The following is a 13,303-nucleotide window of genomic DNA, read 5'->3' on the forward strand; positions in this document are numbered from 1 at the left end:
GAGATACGCCATGCCCTCCCCCTCTCCAGCAACAACCCCCGCGACAGGCCAACGCCTCGCAGCCCTCGGCCACCGCATCCACACGCGTCGCAAGGCCTTGAAGGTCAGCGCCACCACCGCCGCAGAGGCGGCGGGCCTGTCCCGCATGACACTGCACAGAATCGAGCGCGGAGAACCGTCGGTCACGATGGGCGCCTACATGAATGCGCTGGGAGCCCTGGGTCTCGACGTTGACGTGGTGACGTCCACGGAGCCACCTGCCCTCGCCCCGCTGCCCGGAGGCATCCGGATTGCCGATTACCCCCAATTGCGCCGGCTTGCCTGGCAATTGGCCCCGGCTACCGAACTCACGCCTGAAGAGGCCTGGGGAACCTACGAGCGCAACTGGCGCCACGTCGACACGTCCTCCCTCGATGCGAGAGAGCGTCAGTTGCTGGAGGACCTGGCACGCACGCTCGGCAGAAAGCCGCTGAATGTTTGAACGACCCCACCACCAGCGCATCGCACACGTGCTTGCCTCGCTCGACGCGAACCTGCTCGCTCAAAGCCATTGCCTGTTCGGGGGAGGCACCGCCATGGCACTTCGCCATGGCGAGTACCGCGAATCCGTGGACATCGACTCCTCGTATCCGACATCGATGGATATCGGCACCTGCGACAGTTGCTGACGGGAACTCAAGGCCTCGGCGCACTTGCGCGACCAGGCCGCGAGATCCGGCAATCGACCGAACTACGTGCCGATCACTACGGCATCCGATCGTCGGTTCTTGTGGGCGACACCGAGATCAAGTTCGAGATCGTGCTGGAAGCACGTATCGAACTTGAATTGCCAGGCCCGGAGGACCGGATCGAGGATGTCGCAACACTCACCCCTCTCGACATGGCGGCAAGCAAGCTGCTCGCCAACTCGGACCGCTGGGCCGACGACAGCGTCTTCAGCCGCGACGTCATCGATCTGGCCATGATGAAACCCGGCGCATCGCTCTTGCGCCAAGCCACGATCAAGGCCAGTCGCGCCTACGGCAACAGCATCGATGCCGATCTCACAAGAGCCGCCGAGACACTGCTTGCGCGGCCGGGCCGCCTGGACCGCTGCATGGCCGTGCTGCAGATGACACCTCCCGCGACACCCACTGTGCTTCGCAAGCGCATCAAGGACTTGCTTCCTCGTGCTCCGCACACCAGCCGCCCGACAGACTAGCGCGCCACGCGCCCCTGCACGCCTTCCACCAGCCAGTTCATCGTCAGGATCTGATCGTCGCCCAGCTGGGTGCCCTTGGCGATCACGGTGTGCCCCTCGTTGTCGCGCACATCGGCCGCCGCGGCGCGGAAGGGCTGCAGCCTGCCTGCGGCGATGTCCTTCTGACGCGCCAGCACCTCGTCCTGCACGGCCTTGGGCACCTTGGTGCCGAAGTCGCCGACGCGGATCATTCCTTCCTTCACACCGCCCCAGAGCTTGCCGCTCTTCCAGCTGCCGTTGAGCACCGCCTTCGCGCGCTGAGTGTAGTAGCCGCCCCACTGGTGCGTGACCGCCACGACCTGCGCATCGGGTGCGATCTTGCGCATGTCGGAGTGGTACGCGATGGCCAGCTTGCCGCGCTCCTGCGCCGCCGCCATCACGGCGGTGGAGCCGGTGTGGAAGGCGATCACGTCGGCGTTCTGGTTGAACAGCGCCATGGCGGCGTCGCGCTCCTTCGGCGGATCGAACCATTCGTTGAGCCACACCACGCGCACCTGCGCCGATGGGTTCACCGAGCGCATGCCCAGCGTGAAGGCGTTGATGCCCTGCAGCACTTCCGGAATCGGAAAGCCCGCGACGTAGCCCGCGATGTTGGTCTTCGTCATGCGTCCGGCCGCGATGCCCGCGAGATAGCGGCCCTCGTAGTAGCGCGCATTGGCGGTCGCCACGTTGGGCGCGGTCTTGTAGCCGGTGATCGACTCGAACTTCACGTCGGGGAAGTCCTTCGCCACCTTCATCGTCGGCTCCATATAGCCGAAGCTCGGCGTGAAGATGAGCGTGTTGCCCTGCTGCGCGAGGTCGCGGATCACGCGCTCCGCATCGGCACCCTCGGCCACGTTCTCGACGTAGGTGGTCCTGACCTTCGCCCCCAGCGCCGCATCGACGGCCTTGCGGCCTTCCTCGTGCTGGCGCACCCAGCCCGCATCGGTGACGGGCGTGACGTAGACGAAGCCGATCTTCAGCGGCGCCTGGGCCTGTTGCTGCTGCTGCGAAAAAACGGGAGATAAAAAGCCGGCGGCTGCCAGCGCCAGAACGGCGCGGCCCGCGAGGTTTTTGTACATGGTGTTCCTCTACATGGCCCCGGAGATGTGAAACCCGCAGCAGGCCGGGGCGCCCGATCGCGAGGGAGCGGGATTCTAAACGGCGCCGTGGCCCGCAATGCGGGCGCGGCATTGACCTACTTCAATGTCGGTGCTTCGCCTCAGATCCGACGCCCCGGGTTTGCGCGAGTCTTGCACCACTGATCGATTCACCATCGGGAAAGGCAAGAAAGGCCAGCCACCATGACCGCATCCACCGCCAACGATTCGCTGACCCCGCTCGACATCTCTCAAGCCGTGCTTGAAGGCGAAGAAAACCCGAACGCGGCACGGCCGCTCACGCCCAAGGAACGTGCCGCACGCGGCATGCACGCCGAACCGGGCCGCCACGCGCGCCTTCAAGGCATGCTGCGCAGCCCTGCCCTCGCCTGGTGCGGCGCGGCGGCCACGGGGCTGGCGCTGGCCGCGCTCTACGCGCGCCGGACCCACCGCATCTGAACTGGAAGACCCGGTTCGACCTCACGCCGGGCCGGCGCCGACGCGGTAGCGCGCAGCGGGAGCGGTGCTGGACAACCGCCCCGACATCGCCCGCCGCGCCGCATCGAAGGCCTCCCACTCGGCCAGATCGGGCAGTGCGGGGATCGTGACCTGCTCGCCCTGGTCGAGCCCCGCCAGGGCGGCGTCGACCATGTCTTGCGCGGTCATGACGATCTCCTTGGGCAGGTGCTCCATCGGCACGCCTGCGACGCCCCAGAACTCGGTGGCCGTCGCGCCGGGCAGCACCGCCTGCACGCGCACGCCCTTGTCCTTGAGTTCGTGCTGCAGCGACTGGCTCAACGCAAGCACGAAGGCCTTGCTGCCGCCGTACACGCCGTTGAGCGTCTCCGGCGAGATCGCCACGATGGAGGCGATGTTCACCAGCGTGCCCGTGCCGCGTTCGACGAAGCCCGGCACGGCCGCGTAGGTGAGTCGCGTGAGCACGCTCACGTTGAGCGCGATCATCTCTTCCATCTTGTCGACGTCCGACGCCAGCAGCGGCGCGGCGGCGCCGAAGCCGGCGTTGTTCACCAGCATGGTGATGTCGCCGCGGGTGCGCAGCGCGGCCTCGACCTGTGCGATGTCCTGGCGGTTCGTCAGGTCGGCCGGAAGGACCTCGACCTTGCGGCCGGTCTCGCGCACGAGCTTCGCGGCCAGCGCCTCGAGGCGTTCGCGGTTGCGCGCCACCAGGATGAGGTCGAAGCCGCGCCGCGCGAGGCGGTCCGCGTACACGGCACCGATGCCGGACGACGCGCCGGTGACGAGGGCCGTGCCCTTGGGGGAGTTTGTTGAAGCGGTAACGGTGGCAGTCATGGAGCTTTCCTTTTCGCCGCGTCGATGTGTGCGGCCATGGGGAAAGTCTCCTCCTGCGTGGCTATGGCGTAAATGTCATATAAGCCACTTTTCAGGACATCCTGCCGCTCAGGCCACGGCCGCCTCCCGGCGCGACACGCGGCGCACGCTCTGCGGGGGCTGCCCCAGCGTGCGCAGGAAGGCGCGGCGCATGCGCTCGGGGTCGCCGAAGCCGGTTTCGCGCGCGACCACGCCGAGCGCGAGGTTGCCTTCGTCGATCAGCGCGCGCGCCGCCTCCACGCGCAGCGTCTCGACCGCGTGCGCGGGCGACTGGCCTGTCTCGGCCTTGAAGGCGCGGCTGAACTGGCGCGGGCTCAGGTGCACGACCTCGGCCAGTTCCTCCACCGACAGCGTGTCGCGCAGGTTGGCCCGCGCATGCACCAGCGCCTTCTGGATGCGGTCCGACTTCGGCTCCAGCTCCAGCAGCGCGGAGTACTGCGACTGCCCGCCCGCGCGGCGGTGGTAGACGACCAGCTTCCGCGCCGCGAAGCGCGCCGCCTCCACGCCGAGGTCTTCCTCCACCAGGGCCAGCACGAGGTCGATGCCCGCCGTCATGCCGGCCGAAGTCCACACCGGCCCGTCGTTGATGAAGATGCGGTCGGGCTGCACCTTCACGGCGGGATGACGCTTCTGCAACTCACCCGCGAAGGACCAGTGCGTGGTCGCCTTGCGGCCGTCGAGCAGGCCGGCGTCGGCCAGCCCGAAGGCGCCGGTGCAGATGCTGGCCACGCGGCGCGCATTGCGCAGCCCGGCGCGCAGGAAGCGGCACATCTTCTCGGAGGTGGGTGCGATGAAGAGCGCGCCGCTCAGCAGCAGCGTGTCGTACTTGGCCGTGCCGAAGCGCTTGCTGTCGGTGCTCACGCCCGACGAACTGACCACGAGGCCGCCCTCTTCCGACAGCAGCTCGACCTGGTAGACCGGCTTGCCGGCGTGAATGTTCGCAAGCTCGAACGCGGCGATGGCGGCGAGGTCGAGGATCTGGAAGCCGGGGAAGACGAGCACGCCGATGCGTTTCATGGCGATGTCCTGAAAGGAGGTTTGTAAGCGATGCAGGACGCAAGACTACGCGAGCTGGTCCAACCGCGCGGGCGTCAGGGATTCGCGGCACGCCTTGCCGCGCTGCGATGGCCGCCGCCGCCAATCGGCAAGCGCCAGTCTGCGTTCGGCGTCCCACAATGGGTGTTCCCCATGACGCGTCCGACGACAACCGCAACGACGACCGCCCCTTCCGCCGAGCAGGGTGGCAATCTCCACTGGCAGCGCAACCTCGCCGTCTGCATGTTCGGCTCCTTCACGACCATCATCGCGATGACGCTGCTGCTGCCCTTCCTGCCGCTGTACGTCGAGCAGCTCGGGGTGACGGACCACGCGGCCATCGTGCAGTGGTCGGGCGCGGCGTACGGCGCCACCTTCCTGAGCGCCGCGCTGGTGGCGCCGCTGTGGGGCCGGCTGGCAGACCGCTACGGGCGCAAGCCGATGCTGATCCGCGCGAGCCTGGGCATGGCGGTGGCGATGGCGCTGATCGGCGTCGCGGGCAATGTGTGGCAGCTGGTGGGCCTTCGACTGCTGGCAGGGCTGCTGGGCGGCTACGCGTCGGGCTCGATGGTGCTGGTGGCCACGCAGACGCCCAAGGACCGTACCGGCTGGGCGCTGGGCACGATGTCGTCGGCCATCATGGCGGGCAACCTCGTGGGGCCGCTGGTCGGTGGCGCGCTGCCGCCGCTGATCGGCATCCGCGCCACCTTCTTCGCGGCGGGCGCGATCATCTTCGTGGCCTTTCTCGCGACGGCCTTCCTGATTCGCGAGGAGCGCAAGGCGCCTGCCGCGCGCAAGCAGGATGGCGGCAGCGCGGCCGAGCAAACCGGCTGGGCCGCAGTGCCCGACAAGCGCCCGCTGGTCGCGATGCTCTTCACCGGCATGCTGCTGATGCTGGCGAACATGTCGATCGAGCCGATCATCACCGTCTACGTCGCCACCCTCGTGGAAGACCCGGGCCGCGTGACGATGATGGCCGGCCTCGTGATGTCCGCCGCGGCGCTCGGCAGCATCCTGTCGGCCTCGCGGCTGGGCAAGCTGGCCGACCGCGTGGGGCACTGGAACGTGATCGTCGGCTGCCTCGCAGTGTCGGCGCTGCTGCTGGTGCCGCAGGCCTTCGTCACCTCCGGCTGGCAGCTGGTGGTGCTGCGCTTCCTGATGGGGCTGTCGCTCGGCGGGCTGCTGCCGTGCATCGCGAGCGTGATCCGCCACAACGTGCCCGAGCGCGTGGCCGGCAACATGCTGGGCTACTCGACCTCGGCGCAGTACACGGGCCAGGTCGCTGGGCCGCTGCTGGGCGGCTTCGTGGGCGGGCACATCGGCATGCGCGCCGTGTTCCTGGGCACCTGCGTGCTGATGGCGGCAGGTGCCGCATGGAACTGGCTGGCGAAGCGACGCTGAGGAAGCCTCGCCGAGAAAGCCTCACTCGCGCTGCTCGCGGATGGTCAGGCTGCTGTAGCCGGCGTCGGCCCCGATCTCCGCCTCCGAGAACGGCATGCGCAGCCAGTTGCCGGCGCTGTAGGCACGCGTGTAGTCGGCATGGTGCGGCGACGCCGGATCGTCCGACAGCGAGTAGGTGAGGAAGGTATGCGCCTCCACGCCGCCCGGCGGGAACCTCACGATCTGCATGTAGCTGTTGCCGTTGGGGTTCTCGTCCATCGTGTAGCCGCCTTTGTCGAGCCGGTTCTCCGAGCACACGACCGTGAAGTAGCCCTGGGTGTCGCAGCCGCCGGATAAAGCAATCCGGCGGCCGTTGCGCGTGACGAACAGGGTTTCTCCTCGCGGCGCGTCCAGCGTGTAGCCGCTGGCCTGCACGCGCAGCACGGCGGCACCGAAGGCCTGCCGCAGTTCATCGGCCGCAGAGGGCTTGAGACCGCGCGGCGTGCCGATCGGGTCGGCGGCGTCGAAGGGCACCGCATAGAGCCTGTCGGCGGGCAGGCGCGAGGCGCGCGCCCAGAACTCGTCCCACACATGGGCACCGCGCGCCGTGGCGGCGCCGGTGTTGTTCCAGGCCTTCAGTACCGCGCAGGCGGAAGCGGTGTCGACGCCGCGCGGCGGCAAGAAGACCTCGCCGGTCTGCGCGTCGCCCTTCACCTCGATGCGGGGCACGCCGCACACCATGTCGAGTGCGGAGCCCTTGAACAGTTCGGCGGTGTAGGCGCGGCTGGCGAGTGCGATGCGCTCGACGGTATCGACCGTCGCGCCCCTGCCCGCCCCCTGCGCGATGAGGTGGCCCAGCCGCGTGCGGAAGGTCTGTGCATCGCTGCCCGCCGGACCGAAGATGGCCGGATAGCCCTCGAGCGGCGCCTTCGGATTGGCGAGCCAGTAGCTGTCGTTCATGTTGGCGACGTAGTCATCGCGCAGCAGGCTCGGCATGCGCGAGGGGCCGACTGCCCCCTTCTGCACCGAGTCGGCATCGCTTTGCCAGTCGCACGCGCTGCGCGAGCCGTCGAACACCGGCACGCGCGGCAGCACCGCCGCCATCGCCTTGCCGGCGGGCGTGGTGCAGCTCGCGACCTGCTCGGGCGAGACGTTGGGCACGGCCCCGATGTCCGCGTACCAGGCCTTCGCGCTGCCTCGGCCCACGGCCACGGTGTTGACCCACGGGATGGCTGCCTCCTCGCGCTGCGCTGCGATGAGCTCGTCGAGGGACTTCGCCTGCGCCCAGCGCAGCCATGTGCGGAAGGTGCGGTAGTTGCCGGCGTTGATGTCGCGGATGGCGAAGGCGGTGCTGCGGCTCCAGGCCAGTGCCGGATCGATGGCGCCGAGGTTCACCAGCGGGCCGTACTCCGAGGCGTAGAGCGTGCGCGTGAGCTGTCTCGTCGTGCCGTCCGCGCCCTTCACCTTCACGGTGATGGTCGAGGGCCGCATCTTCACGGGCCGGCCGTCGCGCATGTAGCTGGTGGCGTCGCCGGGCGCGAGCTGCAGCTGGTAGATGCCGAAGCGCCGCGCGGCGGACACCGTATGACTCCAGGCCACGTTGTCGTTGAAGCCGATGAGGATCACCGGGATGCCGAGGAACGAGGTGCCGCTGACGTTCAGCTCGCCCGGGATGGTGAGTTGCGCCTGGTAGAAGCGGTCGGGCCCGCGCCAGTACCAGTGCGGGTTGCCGAACAGCAGCGGGCTCGAATCGCCGGTGGAGGCCGTGCCGAAGCCGATCACGTTGCTGCCGACGCCTGCCGTGCCTCCGACCTGCAGCGCCAGCGGCTGCGGCGGCGCTCCGTTCGGGGACACCCCGCCAGCAGGAGGCGCCGCGTTCGCGATGTTCGAGAGGAAGTTGCTGTAGCCCGCCGCGAGGTTGGTGGCGTACATGCGTCGGTAGATGTCGGTGGCGCTCACCGGCCGCACCCATGCCTCGTTGCGGCATGCCGCATGGGCGTTGCCGGCGACGCCGGCCTTCAGGTCTCGCAGGTAGCGGTTGTAGCCCGCAGCGAAGCCTTCGACCATGCGCTGGATGGCGGGCGGCTGCGCACGGGCCATGGCATCGACTACGTCGGCGCCGATCACCTGCCTGTGGAAGAAGTCCGAGTCGATGTTCGTCGGCTGGCCGATGGTGCTGGCCGCCGGCAGCCGGGCCTCCGCGCCGAAGAATTCGGAGCGCTCGCCGCGGTAGGTGAGAAAGCCGTCGGCCATGGTGCACAGATCGTCCTGTGCCTGCGAGTAGCCGTAGCCGTAGCCCGCGCCGCCCCAGTCGTCGGCCTTGATGTGCGGCACGCCCATGGCGGTGCGGCGGATCTCGGCCTGGTAGCCGGCGCGAGGCTGCGAAGCCTGGGGATCGACTGCGGAAGAAGCCGACCGGTCGGTGATGCCGGCGCAGGCCGCGAGGGCCGTGACGACGGGCACGAGAAGAAGCGGCACCAGGCCGCCTTGAAGTTTCGGGCGCATGAAGAGTTCCTGTTTTGAATGAGGAACGCAGCTGCGTCGGCGACGAATGGCGTGCGTGGCGCGTTCGCCGCCGATCTTAAGAGCGGCGGGGGATGCGCACCACGCGCGCGCCCTTCTTCACTTCTCCTTTACGTCTTCATCGCTCATCCGGCGATCGGCTATTCGGCGATCGACTTGCTGGTGTAGCTCGAATCGGCCTTGATCTCCGACTCCGAGAACGGCACCCTGAGCCACTTGCCCTCGCTGTAGGCGCGGGTGTAGTCGCCGTTGTGCGCCGAGGCCGGGTCGTCCGAGAGCGAGAAGGTCAGGAAGGTGTGGGCTTCCACGCCGCCATCGGGGAAGCGCACGACCTGCATGTAGCTGTTGCCGTTCGGGTTGCCGTCCATGGTGTAGCCGCCCTTGTCGAGACGGTTCTCCGAGCAGGCGATGGTGAAGTAGCCCGGTCCGCCGCAGCCGCCGTACAGCGGGATCTTCTTGCCGCCGCGCGTGGCGAACAGGTAGTCGCCGCGGGGTGCGTCCACCGCGTAGCCGCTGGCCTGCACGCGAACCACGGCCGCGCCGAAGGCTTCGCGCAGCTGCGTGGCGGCAGCGGCGTTCAGACCGCGAGGCGTGTGGATCGGGTCCGCCGGGTCGAAGGGCACGGTATAGAGCGAGGCTGCGGGTATCTGCGAAGCGCGGCTCCAGAACTCGTCCCACAGGTGCGCGCCTCTCGCGCCGGTGACGCCGGTGCCGTCCCATGCCGCGAGCGCGGTGCAGGCGGCGCTCACGTCGACGCTCGGGCCGATCGCGTCGGTGGTCAGCGGGTCCTTGGTGACCGCGATGGGCGTGCCGTCGCACACGATCGGCAGCACGTCGGCCTTGAACAGCTCCGCCGTCAACACGCGGCTGTCGAGCACCATGCGCTTGACGTTGTCGGGCGTCGCGCCCTTCGCGCCATAGCTGTCGGAGCCGTCGATGCGACCCTGCGCCAGCACGTTGCCCATGCGGGTGCGGAAGCTTACGGGGTCGGAACCGGCCGGGCCCATGATGGGCGGGAAGCCAGTCATCGGCGCCTTCGGGTTGGCCAGCCAATAGCTGTCGTTCATGTTCGCGACGTAGTCGTCGCGCATCAGGTTCGGCATGCGCGATGCGCCGATCGCTCCTTTCTGCGCCGAGTCGGCGTCGGTCTGCCAGTCGCAGGCGCTGCGCGAGCCGTCGAACACCGGCACGCGCGGCAGCGCGGACTGCATCGACGCGCCCGTCGGCGTCGTGCAGTCGGTGACCTGCGCGAGCGACACGTTGGGAACTGCGCCGATGTCGGCGTACCACGCCTTGGCGCTGCCACGGCCCACGGCGACGGTGTTGACCCAGGGAATCGCGGCTTCCTCGCGCTGGATGGCGATGAACTCGTCGAGCGACTTCGCCTGGTTCCAGCGCAGCCAGTTGCGGAAGGTGCGGTAGTTCTCGCCGTTGATGTCGCGCATCGCGAACGCCGTGGTCTGGCTCCAGGCCAGTGCCGGGCTCATCGACGCCAGGTTGACCATCGGGCCGTATTCGCTCTTGTAGAGCGTGCGCGTGATCTGCGTCATCGAGCCGTCGGTGCCCTTCACCTTCACGGTGATGGTGGAGGGCTGCATCTTCACGGCGGCGCCGTCGCGCATGTAGCTGGTCGTGTCGCCCGCTGCCAGCTTCAGCTCGAAGAAACCGAAGCGCCGCGCCGTCGACACCGTGTGGCTCCACGCGATGTTGTCGTTGAAGCCGATGAGGATCACCGGAATGCCGAGGAACGAGGTGCCGCTGATGTTCAGTTCGCCCGGGATGGTGAGCTGCGCCTGGTAGAAGCGGTCGGGGCCGCGCCAGTACCAGTGCGGGTTGCCGAAGAGCAGCGGGCTCGAGTCACCGGTGGCCGCGGTGCCGAAGCCGATCATGTTGCTGCCGACGCCCTCATGGCCGCCGACCTGCAGTTCGGGCCCGTCGATCTTCAGCGCCGCCATCTGTACCGCCGCCTTCCTGGAGCCGGGGCGGTGCGCCGACACCTTGGTGGGCGCCACCACGGCAGGCGCCGTCGCGTTGGCGATGTTCGCGAGGAAGTTGCTGTAGCCGCCCGCCAGGTTGGCCGCGTACATGCGGCGATAGATGTCGTCGGTGGTGATCGGCTGCACCCACGCCTCGTTGCGGCAGGCCGCGTGCGCCGTGCCGCCTGCCTTCACCTCGCGCACGTAGCGGTTGTAGCCCGCGGCGAAGCCGACGACGAGCTTCTTCAGGTTGTCGGGCTGCGCGTCGATCATCTTCTGCAGCACGTCGGCCGAGATCACGTGCCGGTGGAAGAAGTCGGAGTCGATGTTCTTCGGCAGGCCGATGGTGCTGCTGGCCACCAGCTTCGCGTCGGCGCCGAAATACTGCGAACGCTCGCCGCGGTAGGTGAGGAACGAGTCGGCCATGGTGCACAGGTCGTCCTCGGCCTGCGCGTAGCCGTAGCCATAGCCCACGCCCGGCCAGCTGTCGGCCTTGATGTGCGGCACACCCATGGACGTGCGGCGGATCTCGGCCTTGTAGGTGGCCTCCGCGGGCGGATTCGTCGGCGTGGACGGCGAGGAAGGGAAGAACACGAAGCCGTTGCCTCCGCCACCACCGCCACCGCAGGCGGTGAGCGCGGCGGCGGCGAGCGCGAGCAACGACGGCGGCACGACGCCGCGACGGATCGAAAGTCTCATGATGTCTCCAGTTGATGCTGATGCTCTCTTGGCGGAGCGTCCCGGAGCTTAGGCAGCCTCGCCGCTGGCGGCTTGTACGCAGCCGCTGCATTGCATGCGGTGGCCGTTACGGCCGATCGCGTCAGTGCAGCGGCGCGTTCTGGCCCCACGCGTGCGAGGCCTGCTCGTCGGCCGTCACGCGCACCTGGCTGGCCAGGAACGAAGGCGGCAGGCCGAAGTAGCGCTGGAAGGTGCGGCTCATGTGCGCCGCGTCGGTGAAGCCGCTGACCAGCGCCACGTCGGTCAGCGAACGCTGCCCTGTGAACTGCTGCACCGTGCGGCGCACCTTGGTCCACAGCGCATAGCGCTTGACCGACACGCCCACCTGCTCGGCGAACAGGTGCGTGAGCCGGTCGGGCGACAGGCACGCCACGGCCGCGAGATCGCGCAGCGCGATCTGCCCCGCATGCGCGCGGATGGCCTGCAGCACGCGGTCGATGCGCGGATCGAGCGGCGCCTGCAACTCGGGGCTCTCGGTGATGGCCTCGACCATCTTCGCGCTGAGCGACTGCAGTCTCTCGCTGGACAAGGCGCCGCACTGCGCCGGTTCGAAGTCGTCGCGCAGCGCGCCGAAGCGCCGCGCGTCGATGGGCTGGATGCCGTGGCCGCCCATGCGCCGCGCGAGCATGCGGTAGGCGCTGGAAGCGGGGTCGAGGTTGAGCGAGAGCAGCCCGCAGCCGTCGACGTCGAGCCGTCGCGACACGTGCGGCGCGACCAGCGCGGCGGTGCAGCGCACGCGGGTGCCGTCGACCGCCTCCAGCGTGAAGGGGTGCCCGCTGACTGATGCCAGCAGCGTGGCCGAAGAGCGGGCCGTCAGGCCCGACTGGATGGCCGGTGTGATGTAGAGGAACCTGTCATCCCACAGGTGCAGGAAGTTTTGCGTTGCCATGCCGTACCGCTCTTGTTCTTGTCTCCAGCGGCGGATTCTCCCGCATCGGCAAAACGACCGGCTGCACGTGCTGGCGCACGGCCTCCAGCAGCAGCCCGGCAAGGCGGCTCGCGGGCGCCTCGGGCAGGGCCTGCGCGCGATAGAGCACGAGCGATATCTGCGGCAGCGCGGGCAGCGCCAGCGTCGAACGGTCGACGACGCGCACATGCGAAGGCAGGCCGAAGGGCGTGCGCACCGTCAGGCCCAGCCCGGCCGATGCCGCCGCCCAGAGCGCCGCGAGGCTCGCGCTGCCGAAGGCGCGACGCCATGGCACGCCGGCCTTGTCGAGCGCGGTGATGACGATCTCGCGCAGCGGGCAGGGCGCGTCGAGCATGATGAGCGGCAGCGGCTCCTTGCTCTTCGGCTGGCGTGCGCCACCGGCGCGCTGCTCGCGCTGCGTCCACCACGGCGCCTCGACCCGCTCCGGCGTGCGCGGCCCGATCCACAGCAGAGGCAGCCGCGCGACGCGCTCGGCGTACGGCGACAGCGGCTGGTCGCCCACGTCCCACGCCAGTGCGAGATCGAGCTGGCCGAGTTCGAGCCGCTCGCGCAGTTCGCCGCTGCGCGCCACGCAGGCCTCGATGCGCACCTTGGGATGCGCGCGCGCGAAGCGGCCCAGCACGGCCGGCAGCAGCGTCTCGCCGAAGTCTTCCTGAAGGCCCAGGCGCACCGAGCCCTGCAGGTCGGCTCCGCGCATGGCGGCGCTGGCTTCGTCGTTGAGTTCGAGCATGCGGTGGGCGTAGGCCAGCAGCGTCTCGCCGGCATCGGTGAGCTCCAGCCCCCGGCCCGCCTTGCGGAACAGCACGGTGCCGGCCTGCGACTCGAGCTTCTTCAGCTGCGCGCTCACGGCGGACGTCGAGCGCCCCAGCTTGTCGGCGGCCCGCGCGAAGCTGCCGAGCGCGATGCCGGTGGAGAAGGTGCGCAGCACGTCGAGATCGAACATCACCTGGCTCATTGCGGCTCTTTCCGGTTTTGGGGGTTGACGGCGATCATCCCGTTTTTCAGGACGATTCGCCAATTATTTTCTGATTTTCAAAACCTTTGCCGAAGCGGA

12 protein-coding genes are annotated in these 13,303 nt (G+C 68.8%); 5 read left to right on the forward strand and 7 right to left on the reverse strand.

What is annotated here, in order from left to right; all coding sequences use genetic code 11:
- Positions 1-10: 10 nt before the first annotated feature.
- The 3 genes from ACTJLF_RS09615 to ACTJLF_RS09625 are packed head-to-tail and all read left to right on the forward strand — an operon-like array spanning position 11 to position 1,201.
- Complete coding sequence (locus ACTJLF_RS09615; RefSeq protein ID WP_026346426.1) at positions 11-481, forward strand: helix-turn-helix domain-containing protein; 471 nt, start codon at positions 11-13, stop codon at positions 479-481.
- Positions 474-668, forward strand: coding sequence for a nucleotidyl transferase AbiEii/AbiGii toxin family protein (locus ACTJLF_RS09620; RefSeq protein ID WP_244164332.1), 195 nt, complete (start codon positions 474-476; stop codon positions 666-668). The genes ACTJLF_RS09615 and ACTJLF_RS09620 overlap by 8 nt, the downstream gene beginning before the upstream one ends.
- Positions 662-1,201, forward strand: a complete 540-nt coding sequence (locus ACTJLF_RS09625; protein WP_244164331.1) for a nucleotidyl transferase AbiEii/AbiGii toxin family protein — start codon at positions 662-664, stop codon at positions 1,199-1,201. The genes ACTJLF_RS09620 and ACTJLF_RS09625 overlap by 7 nt, the downstream gene beginning before the upstream one ends.
- Here ACTJLF_RS09625 and ACTJLF_RS09630 read toward each other — a convergent pair.
- Positions 1,198-2,301, reverse strand: coding sequence for a BMP family ABC transporter substrate-binding protein (locus ACTJLF_RS09630; RefSeq protein WP_019655134.1), 1,104 nt, complete (start codon positions 2,299-2,301; stop codon positions 1,198-1,200). The two genes, ACTJLF_RS09625 and ACTJLF_RS09630, sit on opposite strands and share 4 nt — an antisense overlap.
- Positions 2,302-2,523: 222 nt before the next feature.
- On the opposite strand from ACTJLF_RS09630, the gene ACTJLF_RS09635 reads away from it, so the two are divergent.
- Complete coding sequence (locus ACTJLF_RS09635; protein WP_019655133.1) at positions 2,524-2,778, forward strand: hypothetical protein; 255 nt, start codon at positions 2,524-2,526, stop codon at positions 2,776-2,778.
- Positions 2,779-2,799: 21 nt separating this feature from the next.
- On the opposite strand, the gene ACTJLF_RS09640 is transcribed toward ACTJLF_RS09635, so the two are convergent.
- Entirely contained in the window at positions 2,800-3,630 is an 831-nt protein-coding gene (locus ACTJLF_RS09640; RefSeq protein WP_020723107.1) for an SDR family NAD(P)-dependent oxidoreductase, read from the reverse strand.
- A 108-nt stretch (positions 3,631-3,738) separates the two neighbouring features.
- Complete coding sequence (locus ACTJLF_RS09645; protein ID WP_019655131.1) at positions 3,739-4,686, reverse strand: GlxA family transcriptional regulator; 948 nt, start codon at positions 4,684-4,686, stop codon at positions 3,739-3,741.
- A gap of 171 nt (positions 4,687-4,857) precedes the next feature.
- Here ACTJLF_RS09645 and ACTJLF_RS09650 point away from each other — a divergent pair, with 171 nt between their 5' ends.
- Positions 4,858-6,105 carry an MFS transporter gene (locus ACTJLF_RS09650; RefSeq protein ID WP_051127591.1) on the forward strand — a complete coding sequence of 416 codons (1,248 nt, stop codon included), beginning with the start codon at positions 4,858-4,860 and terminating at the stop codon, positions 6,103-6,105.
- 21 nt (positions 6,106-6,126) lie between these two features.
- Here ACTJLF_RS09650 and ACTJLF_RS09655 read toward each other — a convergent pair whose 3' ends face one another.
- From ACTJLF_RS09655 to ACTJLF_RS09670, 4 genes are all read right to left on the reverse strand, one after another.
- Positions 6,127-8,589 carry a penicillin acylase family protein gene (locus ACTJLF_RS09655; RefSeq protein WP_440882964.1) on the reverse strand — a complete coding sequence of 821 codons (2,463 nt, stop codon included), beginning with the start codon at positions 8,587-8,589 and terminating at the stop codon, positions 6,127-6,129.
- A gap of 158 nt (positions 8,590-8,747) precedes the next feature.
- On the reverse strand, positions 8,748-11,282 hold the full coding sequence (locus ACTJLF_RS09660) for a penicillin acylase family protein (RefSeq protein ID WP_440882965.1): 2,535 nt from the start codon (positions 11,280-11,282) through the stop codon (positions 8,748-8,750).
- A gap of 121 nt (positions 11,283-11,403) precedes the next feature.
- Positions 11,404-12,210, reverse strand: a complete 807-nt coding sequence (locus ACTJLF_RS09665) for a helix-turn-helix domain-containing protein (RefSeq protein ID WP_019655127.1) — start codon at positions 12,208-12,210, stop codon at positions 11,404-11,406.
- Positions 12,176-13,204, reverse strand: coding sequence for a LysR substrate-binding domain-containing protein (locus ACTJLF_RS09670; RefSeq protein WP_126185294.1), 1,029 nt, complete (start codon positions 13,202-13,204; stop codon positions 12,176-12,178). Before ACTJLF_RS09670 ends, ACTJLF_RS09665 begins: the two co-directional genes overlap by 35 nt.
- Positions 13,205-13,303 lie beyond the last annotated feature (99 nt).

It is taken from the genome of Variovorax sp. 22077 (assembly GCF_052044195.1).
Classification (GTDB): Bacteria; Pseudomonadota; Gammaproteobacteria; order Burkholderiales; family Burkholderiaceae_C; genus Variovorax; species Variovorax atrisoli.